The sequence below is a fragment of the Phyllobacterium sp. MT110 genome, assembly GCF_058792715.1.
This window is the reverse complement of sequence record NZ_JBXAFE010000001.1, coordinates 1621017-1643730: the sequence shown is the minus strand read 5'-3', so window position 1 is coordinate 1643730 and position 22714 is coordinate 1621017. Positions and strand designations below refer to the sequence as shown.

At 59.5% G+C, this 22714-nt stretch carries 22 protein-coding genes; 11 read left to right on the top strand and 11 right to left on the bottom strand.

What is annotated here, in order from left to right:
* Window positions 1-32: 32 nt before the first annotated feature.
* The gene (gene moaA / locus AC1Q5O_RS08485; RefSeq protein WP_464663286.1) at window positions 33-1022 is read right to left on the bottom strand and encodes a GTP 3',8-cyclase MoaA; all 990 of its coding nucleotides are present in this window, start codon (window positions 1020-1022) and stop codon (window positions 33-35) included.
* Between the two features lie 182 nt (window positions 1023-1204).
* Here moaA and AC1Q5O_RS08480 point away from each other — a divergent pair, with 182 nt between their 5' ends.
* Entirely contained in the window at window positions 1205-1585 is a 381-nt protein-coding gene (locus AC1Q5O_RS08480; RefSeq protein ID WP_492562390.1) for a gamma-butyrobetaine hydroxylase family protein, read from the top strand.
* A 277-nt stretch (window positions 1586-1862) separates the two neighbouring features.
* Here AC1Q5O_RS08480 and AC1Q5O_RS08475 read toward each other — a convergent pair whose 3' ends face one another.
* The gene (locus AC1Q5O_RS08475; RefSeq protein WP_492562389.1) at window positions 1863-2096 is read right to left on the bottom strand and encodes a hypothetical protein; all 234 of its coding nucleotides are present in this window, start codon (window positions 2094-2096) and stop codon (window positions 1863-1865) included.
* On the opposite strand from AC1Q5O_RS08475, the gene AC1Q5O_RS08470 reads away from it, so the two are divergent.
* A complete protein-coding gene (locus tag AC1Q5O_RS08470; protein WP_492562388.1) occupies window positions 2077-3951 on the top strand; it encodes a L,D-transpeptidase family protein in 1875 nt (624 codons plus the stop codon). The genes AC1Q5O_RS08475 and AC1Q5O_RS08470 overlap by 20 nt on opposite strands.
* 178 nt (window positions 3952-4129) lie before the next feature.
* Here the strand turns inward: AC1Q5O_RS08470 and AC1Q5O_RS08465 are convergent, their stop codons facing one another.
* From AC1Q5O_RS08465 to AC1Q5O_RS08435, 7 genes are all read right to left on the bottom strand, one after another.
* Window positions 4130-4456 (bottom strand): hypothetical protein, encoded by a 327-nt coding sequence (locus AC1Q5O_RS08465; RefSeq protein ID WP_492562387.1) that lies wholly within the window; start codon window positions 4454-4456, stop codon window positions 4130-4132.
* A gap of 456 nt (window positions 4457-4912) precedes the next feature.
* Entirely contained in the window at window positions 4913-5644 is a 732-nt protein-coding gene (locus AC1Q5O_RS08460) for a proteasome-type protease (RefSeq protein ID WP_492562386.1), read from the bottom strand.
* Between the two features lie 31 nt (window positions 5645-5675).
* On the bottom strand, window positions 5676-6473 hold the full coding sequence (locus tag AC1Q5O_RS08455; RefSeq protein WP_492562385.1) for a transglutaminase family protein: 798 nt from the start codon (window positions 6471-6473) through the stop codon (window positions 5676-5678).
* A 5-nt stretch (window positions 6474-6478) separates the two neighbouring features.
* A complete protein-coding gene (locus AC1Q5O_RS08450) occupies window positions 6479-7420 on the bottom strand; it encodes an alpha-E domain-containing protein (protein WP_346305865.1) in 942 nt (313 codons plus the stop codon).
* Between the two features lie 72 nt (window positions 7421-7492).
* The gene (locus AC1Q5O_RS08445; protein WP_223612911.1) at window positions 7493-8905 is read right to left on the bottom strand and encodes a circularly permuted type 2 ATP-grasp protein; all 1413 of its coding nucleotides are present in this window, start codon (window positions 8903-8905) and stop codon (window positions 7493-7495) included.
* Between the two features lie 226 nt (window positions 8906-9131).
* A complete protein-coding gene (locus AC1Q5O_RS08440; protein ID WP_492562384.1) occupies window positions 9132-9635 on the bottom strand; it encodes a BA14K family protein in 504 nt (167 codons plus the stop codon).
* A gap of 185 nt (window positions 9636-9820) precedes the next feature.
* Window positions 9821-10504, bottom strand: coding sequence for an HAD family hydrolase (locus AC1Q5O_RS08435; RefSeq protein WP_464661041.1), 684 nt, complete (start codon window positions 10502-10504; stop codon window positions 9821-9823).
* 243 nt (window positions 10505-10747) lie between these two features.
* On the opposite strand from AC1Q5O_RS08435, the gene rpiA reads away from it, so the two are divergent.
* The 3 genes from rpiA (at window position 10748) to gor (ending at window position 13613) form a co-directional block, all read left to right on the top strand.
* A complete protein-coding gene (rpiA, locus tag AC1Q5O_RS08430; protein ID WP_492562383.1) occupies window positions 10748-11443 on the top strand; it encodes a ribose-5-phosphate isomerase RpiA in 696 nt (231 codons plus the stop codon).
* A 36-nt stretch (window positions 11444-11479) separates the two neighbouring features.
* Window positions 11480-12100, top strand: coding sequence for a DUF2059 domain-containing protein (locus tag AC1Q5O_RS08425; protein WP_223612915.1), 621 nt, complete (start codon window positions 11480-11482; stop codon window positions 12098-12100).
* 121 nt (window positions 12101-12221) lie between these two features.
* Complete coding sequence (gene gor, locus AC1Q5O_RS08420) at window positions 12222-13613, top strand: glutathione-disulfide reductase (RefSeq protein WP_492562382.1); 1392 nt, start codon at window positions 12222-12224, stop codon at window positions 13611-13613.
* A gap of 41 nt (window positions 13614-13654) precedes the next feature.
* Here the strand turns inward: gor and AC1Q5O_RS08415 are convergent, their stop codons facing one another.
* A complete protein-coding gene (locus tag AC1Q5O_RS08415; protein WP_492562381.1) occupies window positions 13655-15154 on the bottom strand; it encodes an FAD-dependent oxidoreductase in 1500 nt (499 codons plus the stop codon).
* Between the two features lie 105 nt (window positions 15155-15259).
* Between AC1Q5O_RS08415 and AC1Q5O_RS08410 the strand changes: the two genes are divergently transcribed.
* Complete coding sequence (locus AC1Q5O_RS08410; protein ID WP_492562380.1) at window positions 15260-15898, top strand: TetR/AcrR family transcriptional regulator; 639 nt, start codon at window positions 15260-15262, stop codon at window positions 15896-15898.
* A 17-nt stretch (window positions 15899-15915) separates the two neighbouring features.
* Here AC1Q5O_RS08410 and AC1Q5O_RS08405 read toward each other — a convergent pair whose 3' ends face one another.
* Window positions 15916-16800 (bottom strand): alpha/beta hydrolase family protein, encoded by an 885-nt coding sequence (locus AC1Q5O_RS08405; protein ID WP_492562379.1) that lies wholly within the window; start codon window positions 16798-16800, stop codon window positions 15916-15918.
* Between the two features lie 196 nt (window positions 16801-16996).
* Between AC1Q5O_RS08405 and AC1Q5O_RS08400 the strand changes: the two genes are divergently transcribed.
* The 5 genes from AC1Q5O_RS08400 to AC1Q5O_RS08380 all read left to right on the top strand — a co-directional run bounded on the left by AC1Q5O_RS08400 (window position 16997) and on the right by AC1Q5O_RS08380 (window position 22375).
* On the top strand, window positions 16997-18376 hold the full coding sequence (locus tag AC1Q5O_RS08400) for a class II 3-deoxy-7-phosphoheptulonate synthase (RefSeq protein ID WP_403176267.1): 1380 nt from the start codon (window positions 16997-16999) through the stop codon (window positions 18374-18376).
* Between the two features lie 158 nt (window positions 18377-18534).
* Window positions 18535-19722, top strand: coding sequence for a Na+/H+ antiporter NhaA (gene nhaA / locus AC1Q5O_RS08395; protein ID WP_492562378.1), 1188 nt, complete (start codon window positions 18535-18537; stop codon window positions 19720-19722).
* Window positions 19723-19838: 116 nt separating this feature from the next.
* Window positions 19839-20219: a GFA family protein gene (locus tag AC1Q5O_RS08390; RefSeq protein WP_492563117.1), complete on the top strand. Its 381-nt coding sequence runs from the start codon at window positions 19839-19841 to the stop codon at window positions 20217-20219.
* Between the two features lie 78 nt (window positions 20220-20297).
* Window positions 20298-20648, top strand: a complete 351-nt coding sequence (locus AC1Q5O_RS08385) for a diacylglycerol kinase (protein WP_223612923.1) — start codon at window positions 20298-20300, stop codon at window positions 20646-20648.
* A gap of 53 nt (window positions 20649-20701) precedes the next feature.
* Window positions 20702-22375, top strand: coding sequence for an NAD+ synthase (locus AC1Q5O_RS08380; protein ID WP_492562377.1), 1674 nt, complete (start codon window positions 20702-20704; stop codon window positions 22373-22375).
* Window positions 22376-22714: the final 339 nt, after the last annotated feature.

Genomic DNA, 22714 nt, shown 5'->3' with positions numbered 1-22714 from the left:
GGCTTCGTGCATCCGGAATGTTGGAAAATGCTCTAGCCGCCGGTCACGCTCATATGGCGCGAGACCGCAGGGCGGTTGTGGCGGCGATCGATGATGAAATCATGCCCCTTCGGCTTGCGGCCGATGGCTTCGTCGATGGCCTCGTTCAAGAGGTCATTGCCTTCCGAGGCGCGCAGCGGCGCGCGCAGGTCGGCGGCGTCCTCCTGTCCAAGGCACATATAGAGTGTGCCGGTGCAGGTCAGGCGAACGCGATTGCAGCTTTCGCAGAAATTGTGCGTCATCGGCGTGATGAAGCCGATGCGCCCGCCCGTTTCGCGAATATGCGCGTAACGTGCGGGGCCGCCGGTCTTGTAGGGAATGTCATCCAGCGTGAATTGCCGGGCAAGGTCGGCCCTGACCATGGACAGCGGCAGGTACTGATCGGTCCGGTCCAGATCGATTTCGCCCATCGGCATGGTTTCGATCAGCGTCAGGTCCATGTCGCGGCCATGCGCCCAGCGGATCATCTCCGGGATTTCCAGGTCGTTGAACCCCTTGAGGGCAACGGCATTCAGCTTGACCCGGATACCGGCAGCCTGCGCGGCATCGATGCCTTCCATCACCCGCGCCAGATCACCCCAGCGGGTGATCGCGTGGAATTTTTCCGGATCGAGCGTATCGAGCGATACATTGATGCGTTTGACGCCGTGGTCGGCCAGTTCCGCCGCATGGCGGGCGAGCTGCGAGCCATTCGTGGTCAAGGTCAATTCTTCGAGAGCACCGCTGCGCAAATGGCGCGACAGCTCGCCGATCAGATGCATGATGTTCTTGCGCACCAGCGGTTCGCCGCCGGTCAGCCGCAGTTTTTTGACGCCTTTTCCGATGAAGGCGGTGCACAGGCGGTCCAGTTCTTCCAGCGTCAGAAGGTCTTTCTTGGGCAGGAAGGTCATGTGCTCGGACATGCAGTAGGTGCAACGGAAGTCGCAGCGGTCGGTGACGGACACACGCAAATAGCTGATCGTCCTGCCGAAAGGATCAACCATCGGTGTTTGTACAGCCGTTTTCTCGAGCAATGCGACGTGGTCCAAGCAAACCTCCTTGAGAAGAGATAGGGTGGCGGCCCCGGCTTGTCCAGTCTCTATAGGATTCCGCATGCGGACGATTGTTCACTTGCGACCAAATGTCGGGGCGCATAGAGAAGAGTGCGCATAAAGGAGCACCTGCCATGACCACTGCCTGGCCCAAGGAACTGCGGGTAAGCAAGGATCGCCGTTCCCTGACGATCGCATTCGATACCGGCGAAACCTACATGTTGAGCGCGGAACTGCTGCGCGTGGCTTCGCCATCGGCGGAAGTGCAGGGGCATTCGCCTGAACAGCGCGTGACGGTTCCGGGCAAGATGAATGTGGAAATTGCCAAGATGGACCCCATCGGCAATTATGCGGTGCGCATCACCTTCGATGACATGCACGATACCGGCCTTTTCAGCTGGGATTACCTGATCGACCTCGGCCGCAACCGCGACGAGCGCTGGCAGGCCTATCTCGATGAACTGGCGGCGAAAGGTTTGAGCCGCGAGCCCGTCGTGACCCGTCACCGCCACTGATCCCCTGCTGCGGAGCAATAGTACCGCTATCCGCGCGGGCTTTCCCCTGAGAAATATTTTCTTCAGAAGACTATAACCTGCTTTGGCGGGCGTGCTCAAAGTACTTATCAATGCTATAATGAACAACAGTAAGGTTACTTGGAAATATTTGTGCGCCGAAGAGCGCAATTCAAGTTTCGCGTCACTTGAGCTGTGACATTATTGCATGTTCTGCAAAAGAATTGATTGGGTCAGGGGCGTGATGCGCGAATCGTTGTGAAAGCTGCGGTGAATTGCGTTAAATGAGCCGATAGCCATCATCACGGTGCTCGAGCGGCGCGCGCGAATTTAAATCGAAGGGGCGGGTTATTGTTAAAAGATTGTAAATAGGATGCGGCGAAACTGGCTGTGAATCACCTTTCGTGGCCTGCATCCGTTGCGGGCGTGACTGTACCATCTGGGCGAGCATTATGAATTCCAATTCGAAAAAGCATGCGATTTTTGTAGCTGCCATGTTGTCAGCAACAGCCATTTCCATGTCTCCGGCACTGGCCGCCGACAATTTGATGGATTTCCTGTTTGGCAGCCGCCGCGTCCAGGCACAGCCGGTCTATGCGCCGAAGCCTGAACTGCCGCGGCAGCAGCCCGTTGCCCGGGCAGCGCCGGTCAAGCGCGTGACGGTGACCGCGCCGAAGAACTACGATTACAAACCCGACGGGCTGGTGCGGGTGGATTTTTCCAAGATCGACCTGCAACTGACGGCATCGGCCAATCAGAACCGGGATGCCGCACCGCCGGTTCCGCTGGAACAGTTCGGCCTGAAGTTCGAGCAGATCAGGGAAGCCCATATTCTGGCGGAAAAGGACATAGCAGACGCTATCGTTGCCTATTATGCGCTGAAGCAGCAGCCCATCTGGACGTCCTCCTATGATGTTTCGGCCAAGGCCAAGGCGGTTGCGGCGGTGTTCAACGCGGCGGGTGTCGACGGGCTTGATCCAAAGGATTATGCGGTCAAGCTGCCGAGCGATGATTATGACCGGGCCAACATTCCGGCGCGGCTGAAGGAACTGGCGGATTTCGAACTGACCATGTCGGCGCGGGCGCTGCGCTATGCGATGGACCAGGGTGACGGGCGGATCAATCCGAACCGGCTGAGCGGGTTCCACGATTTCGCCGTTGACCGTGTCAAGCCGCGTGCGGTGATCGAGCAGCTTGCGTCGACCAACGATGCCGCTGCGCTGCTCAAGAGTTTTGAGCCGCAGAACAAATGGTACGCCGAACTGAAGCAGAATCTGCATCAGCTTGGCGGGACCAGCGCCGAGCCGACGGTGCGCGTTGCGCCCGGCACCATGATCCGTCCCGGCGAGGAAAACCCGGAAATCCGCAACGTGGTCGCCTTGATCAAGGCGAAGGCGCCGAAGGATTTTCTCGCCAAGCATGAAGCCGTGCTGCAGGAACATGAGAATGCGACGGTTTACGACCCGAGCCTGGTCGAGGCGATCAAGGATTTCCAGACCAGCCAGGGCAAGAAGCCCGACGGCGTGATCGGGCGCGGCACCATCAGTTCGCTGCAGGGCGAGACCAACAGTTCCAAGCGCGACCGCATTCTCTATTCCATGGAGCGCCTGCGCTGGCTGCCGCATGATTTCGGCAAGCGCTACGTCTTCATCAACCAGCCTGCCTATCGCGCGCAGTATTTTGACGACAACGCGGAAAAGCTGGCGATGAACATCGTGGTCGGCTCGCCGACCAACCAGACCTACTTTTTCGACAACACGATTCAGACCGTGGTGTTCAACCCGTCGTGGGGCGTGCCGCGGTCGATCATTCTCAATGAGATGATGCCGAAAATTCTCAATAACCCCTCTTATCTCGAGAACAGCGGTTACGAGGTCTACGACAAGTCCGGCCGTGTGATTCCATCAAGTGCGGTGGACTGGGCGCAGGTCGCATCCAGCGGCGGCGGTGTCGGCATCCGTCAGAAGCCAAGCCTCGACAATGCGCTGGGCGAGCTGAAGATCCTGTTCCCCAACAGCCATGACATCTACATGCACGACACGCCGGCAAAGTCCTACTTCAAGCGGGATATGCGGGCGCTCAGCCACGGCTGCATCCGTCTGGAACGTCCGCGCGACATGGCTGCGGCCGTGCTCGGTGTGCCGGTCGAGGAGCTGAACCAGTATTTCGGCAAGAACGAGCGCAGCGTCCGGGTCAAGGACCCGTTGCCGGTTTACGTCTCGTATTTCACCGCGTGGCCGGATGCCAGGACGGGCGCCATCCAGTATTTCGACGACGTCTATCAGCGCGATCTCTACATGGAAAAGGCCATCGTCAAGACGACGGCGGTGCGCCAGGCGGACGTTCCGCAGACGACGGCAAAGCTGTAGGCTACCGGTTTGCGGGTGGTGGTGCGTGGTTCGTGGTTCGACAAGCTCACCATGAGGGACGTGGTTTGGTTTCAATGCCAATCGCAATGGTTGCAGAAATAGCTCCCTGCAACCCGCCACCTCCCTCATGGTGAGCTTGTCGAACCACGCACCAAGCAGCTGATGAAGCGCTCCAAAATTATCGGTTTGCGGATGGCGGTTCGACCTGCGGGTGTTCAAAAGCATCGCGGTCGCCCTGATCGAGAAAAAGCAGCGACGGGTTATCTCCCGCTGGCTTGAGGTAGCTGACAACATGCAACCGGCTTTGTGCATCGCGGTGGATGGAATAGACCAGTTCACCGTCAAAACTTCTTTCCACCTTCCTGCTCTCAATCCGGAAGCGCAGCGTTAAGGCGACGAGCGCCAGCACGAAGGCGGGCGGGACGATCAGCCACAGAATTTTGAGCCAGTCGGATAGCGACTGGTACGTATCGAACAAATCCTGCCAGAAATTGTAATTGCCCATGTTCACTCCCTTGTCTCGCGAGGAAAGTGGTCACCCGAGGTTTGGCCTCTGGTGACCGGGGAGCTGATAACTCTCGAGGGAGAGCGCCTTCGCCTTTAGGGTTGCCCCCTGAACATACGCGAAGGCCTCCCCGACCATAAGACCGGGAAGTGCATTTTACGGCAGCACAACGCCGCCCTCGAGGGGTTATCAAGCCCCAAGACCGATCCGTTTCGACCGGTCTCATCGCGGACCATAGTGGGAAAGTGAAGCGGGCGGAAGGGGTTAGGGCGCGGGTTTGTACAATGAAGCCCGCAAAAGATCCGGTGCCCCGCAAAAGATCCGGTGCGTGGTTCGACAAGCTCACCATGAGGGAGGTGGCGGGTTGCAGGGAGCTATTTCTGCAACCATTGCGATTGGCATTGAAACCAAACCACGTCCCTCATGGTGAGCTTGTCGAACCACGAACCACGCACCCTAATCGATCTCGAAGGAAGGCAGGCTCTGGAACGCCAGTTTGAGAGCCTGCGACCAGCCGTCGGAGATGGCCTCGTAATAGGGGTCGTTGCGCTCGATGCGCTTTTCAAAGCCCAGTTTGAGACTGTCCGCCGCGTAAAACTGCATGTCCAGGGGCAGGCCGACCGACAGGTTGGATTTCAGGGTGGAATCGAAGGACACCAGCAGCAGTTTGGTTGCTTCCTCGAATGTCATGGCCGGATCGTAGGAACGCACGATGATCGGCTTGCCGTATTTGTGCTCGCCGATCTGGAAGAACGGCGTGTCGGGTGAGGATTCAATGAAGTTGCCTTCGGGATAGATCAGGAACAGGCGCGGCTCGCCGCCCTTGATCTGCCCGCCCAGAATGATCGAGGCGCCGAAGGAATCGGCGCGCTGGCCATCGGAATCCACGTCGTGGATCACATTCTTGATCGTATCGCCCACCAGCTTCGCCGTCTGGAACATCGAGGGCATGTCGAAGATCGACGGTGCCCGCTCGGACGGAATCTTGGTGCGTTCGTTGAGAATGCTGATGACGGTCTGCGTCGTGGCAAGATTGCCTGCGGACAGAAGCGTGATGACACGGTCACCGGGCTTCGCCCATGTGTACATCTTCTTGAACGTGGAGATGTTGTCGACGCCGGCATTTGTTCTGGTGTCCGACATGAACACAAGACCACGATCCAATTTAAGCCCGACGCAATAGGTCATAGCGAATCCCGAATTTAAAAAATCCCGGCGATTACTGCTCTACATTGAGGTCCACGGCAAGCGATTCCATGCCCGGGCCGAAGCGCATGCCGGAAATGGGCGACGCTTCATTGTAGTCGAGGCCGCAGGCGATGCGCACATAATGCTCGTTCGGGCAGATGTTGTTGGCGGCATCGAAACCAACCCAGCCGAGCCCGTCAATATGGGCTTCCGCCCAGGCATGGGTGGCGGTCTGTTCGATGCTGTCGAGCATCATGAGATAGCCCGAGACATAGCGGGCAGGAATTTTCAGGACACGGGCGACGGCGAGGAAAACATGGGTGTGGTCCTGGCAGACACCCGTTCCCAGTGTCAGCGCCTCTTCGGCCGTCGTGGCGATGTCGGTGGTGCCCGGCGTATAGGCCACGGCACTGTGCAGCGTGTCCATCAGCTCATGCATGAGCGCCAGCTTGTCGTCCTTGACGTTCAGGCTGGCTGCAAGCTGGCGGACGGCATCCCCCGGCTTCGTCAATGCGGTTTCGCGCTCATAGAGCCAGATCGGCATGAAATTATAGACCTTGCCGAGCACGCCGGAGCGGTCTTCCGTCTCCACCTGGCCCGCAGCCTCGATGACCAGTTCCCTCGCATCGCGGTCAAGCCGCACGAGCTGCGTCCGGTTGCCGTAACCGTCGCGGTAATTCGCTTCCTGCTCGGCGCCGTGAACAGTCACGGTCCAGTCGATGACCTTCTGGCCGGGCGAGCTTGAGGGGTGCAGGCGCAAACGCTGGACAGCATACTGCACCGGGAAATCATACTGGTAGCGCGAGGTGTGTCTGATGGTCAGGAGCATGGCGTTCAATCGAAATTGTAGGCTTCGGCAATTTTGCTGCCCAGGCCGTATGTCTGATAGATCAGGTCACTGAGAAACTCATGCAGGCCGTTGTCGAAGATGGTGCGGATGTCGTTGTTTTCGAGCCGTGTCATGATGCTTTCCGCCATGTCGTGGCACTCGTGCCGCTTGCCGTAATCATTGGCGAGAAACGTGAGATTGTCGACGATATTCGAGTAACAGAAATTCAGCGAGCGCGGCATGCGCGAATTGAGGATCAGGTAATCGGCGATGTTCACCGGATTGTATTCGACATCGTAGACCCAGCGATAGGAGCGGTGGGCCGAGACCGAGCGCAGGATCGACTCCCACTGAAAATTGTCGAGCGTCGTGCCGACATAGGAAATCGACGGCAGCAGCACGTAATATTTCACGTCGAGAATGCGCGCCGTGTTGTCGGCCCGTTCGATGAACGTGCCGATGCGGGCGAAATTGAAAATCTCGTTGCGCAGCATCGTGCCGTGGAAGGCACCGCGGATGATGGCGGTTTCACGCTTGATCTGGTCGAGGACGCGCGGAAGATCCGTTTCGGGAACCGCCTCGGCGAGCGTCGATTTGAGGATCATCCAGGTTTCATTGACGCTTTCCCAGGCTTCGCGGGTGAGGGCGGTGCGCACCATGCGGGCATTGGAGCGGGCCGTTTCGATGCAGGACATCACGCTGGACGGATTACCGAGGTCGCGCAGCAGAAAATCCGAGACCAGGCTGGCGTTGTATTCGCCGTATTTTGCATCGTAGCCGATTTTCACCCCGGCGCTCATCAGCACAGAGGACCATTCCTCCGGCGCATCGGAGGTTTTTGTCAAAGCCATCCGCAAACCGGCATCGATCAGGCGTGCCATATTCTCTGCCCGCTCGATATAGCGGAACATCCAGTAGAGACCATTCGCGGTGCGACCAAGAAGCATGTTTTGGTTGTATCCCTCTTTTATTTCTTGATGGGGCCGTCTGTGGCAGCCCTCATTCCCCATTAAGAGTGGTCAGTCGTCGAGAACCCAGGTGTCCTTTGTCCCGCCTCCCTGGCTGGAATTGACAACGAGCGAGCCTTCCTTCAGCGCCACGCGGGTCAGGCCGCCCGGCGTGATGCGGATGCGGTCGGACACGAGAACGAAGGGACGCAGATCGACGTGGCGCGGCGCCAGGCCCTTTTCCGTCATGATCGGCGTCGTCGACAGGGCAAGCGTCGGCTGGGCGATGTAGTTCTTCGGATTGGCCTTGAGTTTCAGCGCGAAATCCTCGCGTTCCTGCTTGGTGGCCGCCGGCCCGACCAGCATGCCGTAGCCGCCGGAACCATGAACCTCCTTGACGACAAGATCGGCAAGGTTTTCCAGGACATATTTCAGCGTATCCGGTTCCGAACAGCGGTGCGTCGGCACATTTTCGAGGATTGCCTTGCGTCCGGTATAGAACTCGACGATCTCCGGCATATAGGAATAGAGCGCCTTGTCGTCGGCGATGCCTGTGCCGGGGGCATTGGCGATGGTGATGTTGCCGGAGCGGTAGACATCCATGATGCCGGCAACGCCGAGCGCTGAATCGCGGCGGAAGGTGAGGGGATCGAGGAAGGAGTCGTCGACACGCCGGTACAGCACGTCGATGGCGCGGTTGCCTTCCGTGGTCCGCATCACCACCTTGCCATTCTCGATCTTGAGATCGCTGCCCTCGACGAGCTCGACCCCCATCTGGTCGGCCAGGAAGGCGTGTTCGAAATAGGCGGAGTTGTAGATGCCGGGGGTCAGGACGGCGATGGTCGGCGTGCCGTTGCAGCCGGGCGGCGCGACGGCCGCCAGGGACTGGCGCAACTGCTTGGGATAGGTTTCGACGGGCCGTACCTTGATCTGCTGGAACAGCTCCGGAAACAGCTGCATCATCGTTTCGCGGTTTTCCAGCATATAGGAAACGCCTGATGGCGTGCGGGCATTGTCTTCGAGAACGTAGAACTGGTTTTCTTCGGTCCGGACGATGTCGACGCCGATAATGTGGGTATAGACATTGCCGGGCGGGCGGAAGCCGACCATCTCCGGCAGGAAGGCATCGTTGTGGGTGAACAATTCCCGCGGGATGCGGCCCGCGCGGATGATTTCCTGGCGGTGGTAGATGTCGTCGAGAAAGGCGTTGAGGGCCATCACGCGCTGTTCGATGCCCTGCGACAGGCGGCGCCATTCATTGCCGGTGATGATGCGCGGGATGATATCGAAGGGGATCAGGCGTTCTGCCGCTTCCTCATCGCCGTAGACGGCGAAGGTGATCCCGGTTTTGCGGAAGACATTTTCTGCATCGCGCGCCTTCTGCGCAAACCTTTCCGGGTTCTGGGTATTAAGCCAGCATTGCAGTTGTTCATATGGCGGGCGTACCTGACCGCCGGTTTTGATCATCTCATCAAATGGCTTCACTCATAATCCCCTTCACACACGATCATTCAAGCGCGTTGGGAAAAAAATGCAAGCACATTCCGCTATTTACGCTGCAACGCGGATAATCGCCCAAAAAATGGGCAATGGTTGCGAATTTGAGGCAAATTGGCTGCTACTTCCGTCTAAAGCATAGGCGGCAATGCATCAGTACGACCCCGGTCACAGCGGTGACCGGGGTCGTGAATCAAGCGCGTTCTGTTCCGCCTTATGGCGAAACGCACTGGCGGCGCGGGCCATTGTTGGGCTGGTATGTATTGTCATACGCCCGGTAGGACCGGTAGCGATTGTAGCACCAGCGTGTGTGATAGCTTGAGCCGCGTCTGACAACGCGATCATTGTTGACGGCGTTGCCGATGATCACACCGCCCGCAAAGGCAGCCAGCGGGAACCATGCGCCGTTATAGTACCGATAGCCGGGACGGTAGTCGCGATATCCGCGATGGCCTCTGTACCAGTAGCGGTCGCCGCGATATCCCCGGTTGCCGTGCCAGCCGCGATTACCGTGCCAGCCGCGATTGCCGCGCCAATGACCGCCGCCGCGCCAGCCATGGCGCTTATGCCAGTTGCCGCGATCCCGTACTTCCTTGACGGGATTCGAGCCTTCGATGGACAAGGGCACCATCGGGGCGGAATAACTGGCCACGGAGCTTGCGGAAACCATGCCGATCGACATGACGGCCGCAGTGAACAACGAAACAAGCTTTCTCATATTTCCTCCTGAAATCCCGAAGATGCACATCTTCGTTGTCATGAATGCGCGAATACGCTGCGGATACTACACCCATGGGCGTGGTATCGATCAAAATATGCAACGCATGATTGCAGACTTTGTTCCATCCCGGATCTTCAGGCGCTTGCCGTCGGGAAAGCTAAGCCTTTCCGATTCAAGCCAAATCAGGCATTGACCGCGTTGATCAGACGTTCGGCGAGGTCGAGGTTCAATTCACGATAGTGTGAAATGACCTTGCTTGGTTCGTAGCTCGACACGTGCAGGTCGGAATAGCCGAAATCCACCGCAATCACGGGAATGCCCGCGGCTTTGGCCGTGTCGATGTCCGTCCGGCTGTCGCCGATCATCAGAGCGCGGTCGCGGTCGCCGCCCGCCTTGGCGATGGTCTCGAAGAGATGGCGGGGATCGGGTTTGCGGAACGCGAACGTATCGGATCCGCATATGGCGGCAAAGCGCTGCTGCTGGCCGAGCGCCGTCAGCAGGCTGACGGACAGGCCCTCGAACTTGTTCGTGCACACGGCAAGGAGGTACCCGGCCTTGGCAAGATTGTTCATCACATCTTCCACGCCCTCGTAGAGCGCGGAATGGCCGGGCATGTTCTTGCCGTAGTGCTCGAGGAAAAGACCGACCAGCCAGTCGAGCTGTTCGGGGCTGAGAATTTTCTGCTGTGCCTCGAACGCCCGTTCGATCATCACGCGGCCGCCTTGCCCGACATAACGGCGCAGCGCAACCGGGTCTACTTTCTGCATGCCGGCCGCTTCAAGGCAGTGGTTGAGACTGTCGAGCAAGTCCGGGGCGGTATCGACCAGGGTGCCATCGAGATCGAAAACAACAATAGGTTTGGACATTCTGTGCACCTGCGATTTTAAGGTTCGGATGAGGAGTTCCGCGATTTATGCATTTCAGGCGTGGTACGATCCGCTTATGTATAGGGCGAAATCATGTATCGAGCCTTGACCCGTCTGTCTGACGTGTTAGGGAGCCAAGTGGAACGAATGTGACATTCGCATCCCATTTGACATCACGCGCCATATGCGAATGTCAGAATAGGACCACTAGTGTCAAGTCAAAGCAGGGAGAGGGCGCCAAGGATGGATGCCAGGACACTGAAGATCAGGGCGGCTGCCGAAGCGCTGACCTATGTCAAAGATGGCATGCGCCTGGGTATCGGCACCGGCTCCACGGCCGAAGAATTTGTGCGCCTTCTGGCGGAAAAAGTCGCCGCGGGCCTTGATGTCATCGGTGTGCCGACGTCGGAACGCACGGCGGCGTTGTGCCGGGAGCTCGGCGTCAGGCTGACCACGCTGGAAGAAACGCCGGAGCTGGACCTGACCATTGACGGCGCCGACGAGATCGGCCCGGAACTCGCCTTGATCAAGGGCGGCGGCGGCGCACTGCTGCGTGAAAAGATCGTGGCTGCCGCGTCGGCGCAAATGCTGGTGATTGCGGATGAGTCGAAGAATGTCGAGGTGCTCGGCAGGTTCCCGTTGCCGATTGAAGTGAACCGTTTTGGCCTTGCGGCAACGCAGATCGCCATCGAAAAAGCTGCTGCAGCGCTTGATCTGTCCGGTTCCGTTACATTGAGGATGACGGGAGGCGAAGCATTTGTTACAGACGGCGGGCATTTGATCCTGGATGCATCTTTTGGCCGCATTCCGGATACAAGAGCGTTATCAAACGCTCTGCACGCCATACCGGGCGTTGTGGAGCATGGACTATTTCTAGGGCTGGCGCGCGTGGCTATTCTGGCCGGTGCTGACGGCATACGAACACGAACACAGCCTTGACAGGCAAAGTCTTGAGAAAAACGGAGCAATAAATCCATGAACCGAGCAACTGGCTTTCGCCGTTTGATTGCACCTCTGTCTATCGCGATCATGCTGGGCAGTCTTTGTACCGCGCAGGCGCAGGAAATCACCGCATCACATCTTGCTGCCGCTCGCGCTGCAATTGCAGCGATGAAGAAGACGGATATGTTTGACGGGATTTTGCCAGATGCGGCACAGAACTTGAAAGTTCAGCTGATCGATAAGGATCCCAATCTTGAGTCCATCATCAGCTCCACCGTGGACGAGCAGGCATTGGCCCTGGCGGCGCGTCGCGCTGATCTCGAAAACGAAGCTGCCCGTGCTTATGCCGTGTCGTTTTCGGAAGAAGAGCTGAACGCCATTACCGGCTTTTATAATTCTCCTGCCGGCAAGAAATTCCTGTCGGAAGATCCAATCGCAATGCGCGAAGTGTTGAAGGCCGCCAGCATCTGGCGCGCCGGTATTGCCCGCGATCTTGCGCAGGCTGTGGCCGAAAAGGTCGTTGCGGCCGCCGCGGCGACAGCACCGGTAACGCCGGCACCCGCGCCTGAAACACCGGCTGCGCCGGAAGCGCCTGCCAAAGCCCCGGCAAAGGCCCCGGCCAAGCCGGCAGCGCCTGCCAAGCCGAAGCCCTGATCCTTTCCGCTTCCTGACTGTTTGCAAAGCCTGGTGTCCAAGCCGGGCTTTGTTCTTTTAAAGCGGCGCTATAAACCCATATAAAGTGATCAGCAGCGGAACAGATTCGGAGTGAGTGCAAATGGCGACCTATGACTATGACCTCTTTGTCATCGGCGGCGGGTCCGGCGGCGTGCGCGCGGGACGCCTGGCGGGTGCCATGGGCAAGCGGGTCGGGCTGGCGGAGGAATACCGCATGGGCGGCACATGCGTCATTCGCGGCTGCGTGCCCAAAAAGCTCTTCGTCTATGCCTCGCAATTCCAGGAACATTTCGATGCAGCGGCAGGCTATGGCTGGACCGTTGGCAAGAGCACCTTTGACTGGCCGACGCTGATCGCCAACAAGGACCGCGAAATCGCCCGTCTGGAAGGGCTTTATCGCAAGGGGCTGGAAAACTCCGACGTGGAGATTTTCGAGAGCCGCGCCCTGCTGATCGACGATCACACGATTGAAATCCTCAAGACCGGCAGGCGGGTGACCGCTGACCAGATCCTGATCGCCGTCGGCGGCCATCCAAGCCCGCACCCCTCGCTGCCGGGCAATGAATTCTGCATCAGCTCGAATGAAGCGTTTCATCTGGATACGCTGCCGAAGGCCATTGTCATCGAAGGCGGCGGCTATATCGCGGTGGAATTCGCCAATATTTTCCATGGCCTTGGCGTCGACACCACGCTTGTCTATCGCGGCAAGGAGATATTGTCGCGCTTCGATCAGGATTTGCGCCACATGCTGCACGCGGCCATGGCGGAAAAGGGCATTCATATCCGTTGCACGGAAATCATCACCAGGGTCGAACGCCAGGATGATGGACGCAAACGGGTGCACCTGTCCGGCGGTGATGCGATTGTTGCCGATCAGGTGATGCTGGCCATCGGCCGCGTGCCGAACACGACATCGCTCGGTCTCGAAGCGGCCGCTGTTGCCGTGGATGAGACGGGTGCGATCAAGGTGGATGGCTATTCCCGCACGAGCAGGGAAAACATCTGGGCGGTCGGCGATGTCACCAACCGGGTGCAATTGACGCCTGTCGCCATTCACGAAGCCATGTGCTTCCTTGAGACCGCCTTCAAGAACAATCCGACGAAGCCGGACCACGCGCTGATCGCGACGGCGGTGTTTTCGCAGCCGGAGATCGGTACTGTCGGCCTGACCGAGCAGGACGCGGCGCGCGCATTCAAAGCGGTCGAGGTGTACCGGGCGGTGTTCCGCCCGATGCGCAATACGCTGTCCGGCAGCACGGAAAAGATGCTGATGAAGCTGATTGTCGATGCAGACAGCCGGAAAGTTGTCGGCGCGCACATTCTTGGGCCCGATGCGGGCGAAATGGCACAGCTCCTGGCCATTCCCATGAAGGCCGGATGCACCAAGGAAGATTTCGACAGGACGATGGCTGTGCATCCGACTGCCGCCGAGGAACTGGTGACGATGTACAAGCCGACATACCGGATCGTCGACGGCGCGCGCGTCGACTGATATCGAGCCTTTGCTACTGTAAAGGCTCGAACCGGGCGGGATCACGGTAGCGATGGCGCGAACCAGCGCCGGAGTGCCTGCTCCAAACCGTCCGTGCTGTCGTCGTTACCCGCCCAGGCAACGCAGGCATCCGGGCGGATCAGCAGGGAAGGTCCTGCATCGATGGCGATGCACCGCACCCTTCCTGTGCGGGCGGCAACGAAGCTGGACGCCTTCCCTCCGGCGGAGGCATCGAGAAGAACACCCATGCCATCCTGCATCAGATCGTAGAGCGAGGTCCCGGCATCGCCGGGGCTGACCGGCCGGTCACCCGTCAGACGGCCAACCTCGTCCCGTTCCGAACCGAGATCGTAGCGGATGGAGAGGCCGCTCATCATCTCGCCGATGAACCGGTTGACGTCATCGAACTGCATGAGGTTGACGATGATATCGCGCATCGCGCCCGCCTGCGGATCGGGCCGCATGATGGCCATCTGGGCAAGCGTGTTGGCCAGGACGGCTTCGGCAACGGGTCGCCGCTCGTCCGTATAGGTGTCGAGCAGGCTTTCGGGCATCTCGCCGCGAATGACGGCGGCGAGCTTCCAGCCGAGATTTGCGGCATCCACGAGCCCGAGACTGAGGCCCTGACCGCCGAACGGCGTATGGATATGCGCCGCATCGCCGGCCAGCAGCACCCGGCCTTGGCGGTAGGTGTCGACAAGCCGCGTGTTGTCAGTCCACCGGCTGCCGCTTTCGAGCGCCTTGACGCGGACATCGGCGCCGCTGACACGGCGCAGAACCGCTTCGATCTCCTCCTGTGTGACCGGCGCCTGCCGGTCCTGCGGCGTGCCGGTGAATTCGATCATCACAAGCCGGCCGGGGAACGGCCCGTAGGAGAAGATGCCGCCCGATGTGCGCCGCCAACCCATCGGTGCGAGGCGGTCGGGATGATCGATTTCGGCAACGGCCTGGTAGAAGGTTGATGAGGGTGGCGTGCCGGGGAAATCGAAACCGGCCATCTTGCGGATCGCACTGCGTCCCCCGTCGCAACCGACGAGATAGGCGCAGCGAACACGATCCGTGCCTGCCGGAGATGTCCATTCCACGTCAATGCCATGCGTCTGCGAGGTGAAGCGGGTGACATCGCAGCCGCGGCGGATATCGATTCCAAGCGCGCGTGCGCGGTCGGCCAGCATGGCTTCGAGGGCCTGCTGGTCCACGGGGCGGGCGCGCCGTTCCGGCTCTTTCTGCGCATCCTTCCGGATCAGGGAGAGGCCGGCGAAATGGCCGCTGTATTTCGATCCTTTGGCCCGGGGGTCCTGACCGAACTGCGCCATCGCCGCGAAACTGCTCGCCTCAGCGGCGGCGATGGCGGCCGTCATGCCGCGCCGCTGTAACGTCTCAAGCCCCAACGGTCCGAGCCCACCGGCCTTCATTTCCAGGCTCGGCGTGGCGAGGCGCTCCAGCACGAGAACGCGCGCACCGCCTAAAGTCAGTTCAATGGCGGTGAGGAGCCCGACGGGGCCGGCCCCCACGACCACGATATCAATGTCATTGCTCATATACTTGATCCTAATATATACTCAGTACACTTATATGGGATTATCCGGCGCCGCGTGTCAATACAAAATTGTACTCAGTATATAAATCGTGCTATCAGCGGAGACATGACAGTGCCATCCGACCGCCGATCCCGTAAGCGCCTCGCCACCCGGCAAAGCATCTCCATCGCTGCCACCCGGCTTTTCATGCAGCGTGGCTTCGATCATGTGACGGTGGACGAGATTGCGTCTGCCGCCGACGTCGGGCGGATGACCGTGTTCAATCATTTTCCCCGCAAGGAGGACATGTTCTTCGATCGCGAGGAAGAGGGGCGCCAGATGCTGCGCGACGCGTTGCAGCGGCGCGAGCCCGGCGTCACCCCGGTCGAGACATTGCGCCTGCTGGCCCATCGGCTGGCTGCGGAGGACGTTCCTTATCTCAGGTTTTCGGTCAGGAGCCAGGCCTTCATGGCGACGATCGAGGGCAGCGAAACCCTGAAGGCCCGGGCGAGGGCGATCCGTGACGAGCTTGCGCAGACCATCAGTCTGGCCCTGTCCGAGAGTGCGGGGCGGGAACCAGACGATCCCGATGCCGATCTGGCCGCCGGGCAGCTTCTGGCGACATGGACCACGGCTTTCGTCCAGGCGCACCGCTCCTTTCGGCTGAAACAGGATGCGCGGGAAGCGACAGCTGTCTTCCTCGGGCTTGTCGACCAGGGAACCCTCGGCCTGAAAGCCGCGATGGCGGGCACACCCTACGCCTGAGATATCAACTGATTCCTTCAGGCAACGCGTTGTTCGGCGCGGTGCGTTGCTCCCAGCGGCACTTTCCCGTGCAGCAGCCAGTCGATGACAGGCGGCCACAGCGTGGCCGTATGGTGTTTGCGGAAGAAGCCGAGGTGGCCGATTGCGCCGCCGGTCGATTGCTGCGGAGATAGCCATAGCTGGTTTGTCGGCGCATTGCCGTAATGGGTCAAAAGGTGATCGACTGCCTTCGGCGTTCCCCAGGGATCGTCGGTCAATCCGACGGCGAGGAGGGGCGTGCGCACCGACTGAAAATGCTTCGACTCCGGTGTTTTGGCGTCCCCGAAAAGGAAATTGGGATTGCGGCACCAGCGTGCCCAGTCCTGGAAGATGCTGCCGGGCAATTCCTCGCCGATACCGCTCCATTTGGGCACGCGTCCGAGCGAGAGCGCCAGGGGCAGGGCGAGGAAGTTCATCTTGGCAAAGACGGAAAACGGTTCGGCCGTATAGCGGTAATAGCCGGAGAGCGAGGCAAGCGATGCATAGCGGGCAAAATCGGAAGAGCGGTTGCTGAGGCCAAGCGCCAGGCCGCCATAGGAATGGCCGATGCCCACCAGTGGCCTGTCACCGGTCGCGCGCTTGAGAACATCGACTGCCGCGGGAAAATCAAGCACGCCCCAGTCTTTCATGCCGAGGCGCGTGGTCCATCCCTTCGGCGTTCCGGATTTCGCGACGCCGCGATAATCGTAGGTGAGCACCGTGGAGGCGCCGCAATCGAGCAGCTGACGGGCAAAATGCCGGTAGAATGTGTTGGGAACGGCGGCCGCGGAGGAGATCAGGACCGCCGGCCCGGTGCCTTTTCCGTCAAACATGGTGCCATGCAGGGGAAAGCCATCGGAGGCTTGAAAAGCAATGTCGCGCATCGGTCGCTCCAGCTTTGACTTTAACGTTAACGTAAATCAAAATGCCGTCTGCGACAATCTCGATTTCGTGTTTCCGCCACAAACCTTAACGGGACTGGTATAATAGGGATATTTCCACTATATGAGCGCCTTCCGGAGCAACCGGAAAACGCAAACCACCGCTACCCAGTGCGGACAATAGAAAACAGGTGCAATAATGACGAAGAACTGGACACCGACTTCCTGGAGAGGCAAGCCAATCAAGCAGGCGCCTTTTTATCCGGACGCTCAGGCTGTGAGCGATGTCGAGGGCCGTCTTCGTACCTATCCGCCGCTGGTTTTTGCAGGTGAGGCGCGAAAGCTGAAGCGCCAGCTCGCGGCCGTGTCCAAAGGGCAGGGTTTTCTGTTGCAGGGCGGCGACTGTGCCGAGAGCTTTGCCGAGCATGGCGCGGACAACATCCGCGACTTTTTCCGCGTGTTCCTGCAGATGGCGGTTGTCCTGACGTTCGGCGCATCGCAGCCGGTCGTGAAAATCGGCCGCATTGCCGGTCAGTTCGCCAAGCCGCGCTCTGCCGATACGGAAATCAAGGATGGTATCGAGCTGCCGGTTTACCGCGGTGACATCATCAATGGCATGGAGTTCACCGAGGCTGCCCGCATCCCCGATCCGAACCGCCAGGAAATGGTCTATCGCCAGTCCGCTGCAACGCTGAACCTTCTGCGCGCTTTCGCCCAGGGCGGCTATGCCAACCTCGAGAACGTGCACCAGTGGATGCTCGGTTTCGTGTCGGACAGCCCGCAGGGCGAGCGCTATGAGTCACTCGCCCGTACGATTTCCGATACGATGGACTTCATGCGTGCCGTCGGCATCACGTCGGAAACCAACCACACGCTGCGCGAGACGGATTTCTACACCAGCCACGAGGCCTTGCTGCTTGGCTACGAAGAGGCATTGACCCGCGTGGATTCCACCTCCGGCGACTGGTATGGCACGTCAGGCCACATGATCTGGATCGGCGACCGTACCCGCCAGCCGGACCATGCCCATGTGGAATACTGCCGCGGCATCAAGAACCCGCTTGGCCTCAAGTGCGGTCCTTCGCTGGAGCCCGATGGTCTGATCAGGCTGATCGACCTGCTCAACCCGGAAAACGAACCCGGCCGCCTGACCCTTATTGCCCGTTTCGGCCATGACAAGGTGGGCGACCATCTGCCCAAGCTGATCCGCGCCGTGCAGAAGGAAGGCCGCGATGTGGTCTGGTCCTGTGACCCGATGCATGGCAACACGATCACGGCCAATGGCTACAAGACACGGCCCTTCGACCGTATCCTGAAGGAAGTCGAAGGCTTCTTTGCCGTTCATCATGCGGAAGGCACCTATCCCGGTGGCATCCACATCGAAATGACCGGCAAGAACGTGACGGAATGCACGGGCGGTGCACGGGCGATTTCGGCGGAAGATCTGTCGGACCGCTACCACACCCATTGCGATCCGCGCCTCAATGCCGACCAGGCGCTGGAGCTGGCGTTCCTCGTTGCAGAACTTCTCAAGAAGGAGCGCAACGCGCATCCGCAGAAGATCGCCGTCAACGGCTGATCCGTCTGAACAACAGGCATGAACGGCAAGGGCGGCCCTTTCGAGGCCGCCCTTTGTTTTGGTCGATCAGGGTAACAGCCCTGACCTGATCACGCATCTGTCAGAACGCCGGGCCGTTTTGGCTGGAAATTTATGTCTTTGGATTCTATCAAGGTTCCATGACAATAAAACCTTCGCGCCGAATCCGCCTGACAGCGTCTTTCCGTTCCTTCATCGAGAGCGAAGCCTCCGGTGGCATCATCCTGATGGTGGTGGCCGCGCTGGCGCTGATCATTGCCAATTCACCGCTCAGTGACGGTTATTTCGGCCTTCTGAAGACCTATGTCGGCGGCCTGAGTATTCTTCACTGGGTGAATGATGCGCTGATGGCGATCTTCTTCCTGCTGGTCGGGCTGGAAATCAAACGTGAAATGATCAGCGGCCAGTTGTCCAGCTGGTCGCGGCGCGCATTGCCGGGCTTCGCCGCCGTCGGCGGCATGGTCGTTCCGGCGGCCATCTTCCTTGCCTTCAATGCCGGCACCGAAACGGCGCGGGGCTGGGCCATCCCATCGGCAACGGATATCGCCTTCTCGCTCGGTGTTTTGTCCCTGCTTGGTTCGCGCGTGCCTTTGTCCCTGAAGGTTTTCCTGACGGCGCTTGCCATTATCGACGATCTGGGCGCGGTCCTCATCATCGCGCTGTTCTATTCGGACGGGCTGAATATTCCCGCCGTTGCCGGTGCAGCCGGTGTTTTCGTCATCCTGATGGCCATGAACCGTCTCGGCATGGTGCGGCTCTGGGCCTACCTCGTCCTCGGCGTCATTCTGTGGATTCTTGTGCTCAAATCGGGCGTGCATGCGACGGTGGCCGGTGTCCTTTTGGCGCTGACCATTCCGATGCGCGGGGCCAAGGACGGGCAGGGGGCAACCGAATCGCCGCTGCTCAAGCTGGAGCACGCCATCCAGCCCTGGGTCGGCTTTGCCATCGTGCCGATCTTCGGTTTTGCCAATGCGGGTGTGTCCTTCAGCGGCGTCTCGCTGTCCAACCTTGCCGACCCCGTCCCCCTTGGCGTGGCGGCCGGCCTGTTCGTCGGCAAGCAGATTGGCGTGTTTGCCTTTGCGCTGCTGGCGATAAAGTTGCGGCTGGCGGAACGCCCGGCGGGAGCAAGCTGGTTCCAGATGTATGGGGTTTCGATGCTGTGCGGCATCGGCTTCACCATGAGCCTGTTCATTGGCCTTCTCGCCTACGCGAATTCGCCCCTGCTGCAGGATGAAACAAAGCTGGGCGTGCTGCTTGGATCGCTCCTGTCGGCGGTGATTGGCGCCGCGCTTCTGCGCGTGTCGCTGGTGCGGGCGCCGAAGGCGTGATTGCGCAAGGCACCGCCCGGCGCCGGGCCTAGGGTCCGGACCCTGATCTTTTTCTGTGTTGAGCGGAGGCTGTCCTGATGTCGGAATTGCATAGTGGATCGTGTCTGTGCTGAGGCATCCGCTTCAAGGCGCATGGCAAGCTGCGCGGGATCGTTTATTGCCATTGCTCGCAGTGCCGCAAGCAGTCCGGCCATTTCTATGCGGCAACGAATGTCCAGAAGGATGCCATCACCATCACCGGTGAGGAAAACATCAAATGGTATGCCGCCAGCGAATATGCGGCGCGCGGTTTCTGCCGCAATTGCGGATCGGTGATGTTCTGGAAACACCATGATCTCGACTACATCTCGGTGATGGCCGGATCGTTCGACAAGCCGACCAGTCTCAAGGGCGAAGTGCATATTTTTGTCGGCGACAAGGGCGACTATTACGAAATCGGCGACGATCTGCCGAAATATGTGGCGAGCGGCGGCGGTATCGTCGTGGCAGGCGACTGAGGGGCCGGGAACGCGTGAAGGATTGACGCCGCCCGATCTGGCTTTATAGCTGCCGTTACGGACGGACGGGAGCAAACCATGCAGCGGCTAATACTGGCATTCGTCAATTCCATGCGCGCGCTCAGGCACCTGGCGGTGCATGAAAAGGCGGTTCAGCAGGAACTCATCCTTTTCATCCTGTCGATTCCCGTCGCGGCGGCGATCGCGCCATCTGTGCTGGTTTTCCTGGTTCTGACCGGCTCGGTGCTTATCCTGATCATGATCGAGGTGCTGAACACCGGCATTGAAGCGGCGTGCAACGCCGTGTCGCGGGATTTCCAGCGCGACATCCAGATCGCCAAGGATTGCGGATCTCTGGCCGTGCTGATCTCGGTTGTTCTCGTCGCCATCGTCTGGTTCTATACGCTCTGGCACGTATTTTTTTCCTGAAACCGCGTGTGAGTCGCATTGTTTAATCTCCAGCGAAATGATATATGTTCAATATGAGCAAAAATCCCGACATCCTCCGTATCGCCATCGCCCAGCTCAATCCTGTCCTGGGTGACATCAAGGGTAATCTGGCAAAAGCGCGTGACGCACGGGCCGACGCCGCGCGGCAGGGCGCCGACCTCATCCTGTTCACGGAGCTGTTTATCTCAGGCTATCCGCCGGAAGATCTGGTGCTGAAGACAGCCTTCATCGAAGCCTGCGAAAAGGCGGCAATAGAATTTGCGGCCGATACATCGGACGGCGGGCCGGGGGTGATTATCGGCACGCCGCTGCGGCGCGACAGCGGCCTGCACAATTCGGTCATGGTGCTGGACGGCGGCAAGGTGATTGCGGAACGCTTCAAGGTCGATCTGCCCAACTATGGCGAGTTTGACGAGAAGCGGGTGTTCCAGCAGGGGCCGATGCCCGGACCGGTGAATTTCCGTGGCATCCGTATCGGCATTCCGATCTGCGAGGATATCTGGGGCGACCTCGGCGTGTGTGAAACGCTGGCCGAGAGCGGCGCGGAGATACTCTGCGTGCCCAATGGCTCGCCCTATTACAACGGCAAGGTGGATGTGCGCCATCAGGTGGTGCTGCGCCAAGTGATCGAGACCGGTTTGCCGCTGATTTTCGCCAACCAGCTCGGTGGTCAGGACGATCTGATTTTTGACGGCGCCTCGTTTGCGTTCAATCCGGACAAGAACATCGCGTTCCAGATGTCGCAGTTCGAGGAACAGCTTGTTGTCACCACGTGGCGGCGCGGCGAGGGCGGGTGGTCCTGCTCGGAAGGCCCCATGTCGAAAATCCCCGAAGGCGAGGAGGCGCAGTATCGCGCCTGCATGCTGGGCCTGCGCGATTACGTCAACAAGAACGGCTTCAAGGATGTGGTGCTCGGCCTTTCCGGCGGCATTGACTCGGCGATCTGTGCGGCGCTGGCTGTCGACGCGCTGGGCGAGGAACGGCTGCGCGCCGTGATGATGCCGTATACCTATACATCGAAGGACTCGCTGAAGGATGCGGAAGACTGCGCCAAGGCGCTGGGGTGCCGCTACGACATCGTGCCGATCTTCGAGCCGGTGGAAGGCTTTCTGAAAGCGCTCGGGCCGACATTCGAAGGTACGAAAGAGGGCATCACCGAAGAAAACCTGCAAAGCCGGGCCCGTGGCACGATCCTGATGGCAATCTCCAACAAGTTCGGCTCGATGGTGGTCACGACGGGCAACAAGTCGGAAATGTCGGTGGGCTATGCCACGCTCTATGGCGACATGAACGGCGGCTACAATCCGATCAAGGATATCTACAAGATGCAGGTCTACGCCATGTCCGAATGGCGCAACAGGAATGTGCCCGCCGGCGGCCTCGGTCCATCGGGTATCGTCATCCCGGAAAACATCATCAGCAAGGCGCCTTCCGCCGAATTGCGGGAGAACCAGACGGATCAGGATTCGCTGCCGCCCTATCCCGTGCTCGATGACATTCTCGAATGCCTCGTCGAGAACGAGATGGGCGTGGACGAGATCGTCGAACGCGGCCATGAGCGCAAGACGGTCGAGCGGATCGAACACCTGCTCTATCTCGCCGAATACAAGCGCCGGCAGTCGGCGCCGGGTGTGAAGGTGACGCGGAAGAATTTCGGCCGCGACCGGCGTTATCCCATCACCAACAAGTTCCGCGATCGGGGGTAGGACCGATTGCATGTGCCGGGTGCGTGGTTCGACAAGCTCACCATGAGGGAGGTGATCTGGCTGCAATGCCAATCGCAAAGGTTGTAGAATATAACACGCTGCAATCCCCTGCATCCCTCATGGTGAGCTTGTCGAACCACGCACGGGTCGTCCTGCAACGGTCGTTTTTGACTACGACTAAAGTCTAGTGTTGCAATCGCGCCTCACTTTATTTCGAAAAGCGGCTGCACAAAAAATAGGCGCTTGGCGCGTGATGGCGATTCACCTATAAGCCATCTCTCCGGCAATCAAGCCCGGGAGGTTTAGAATGGCAGCTGTTTCAATGTCCCCTCGGGGCGG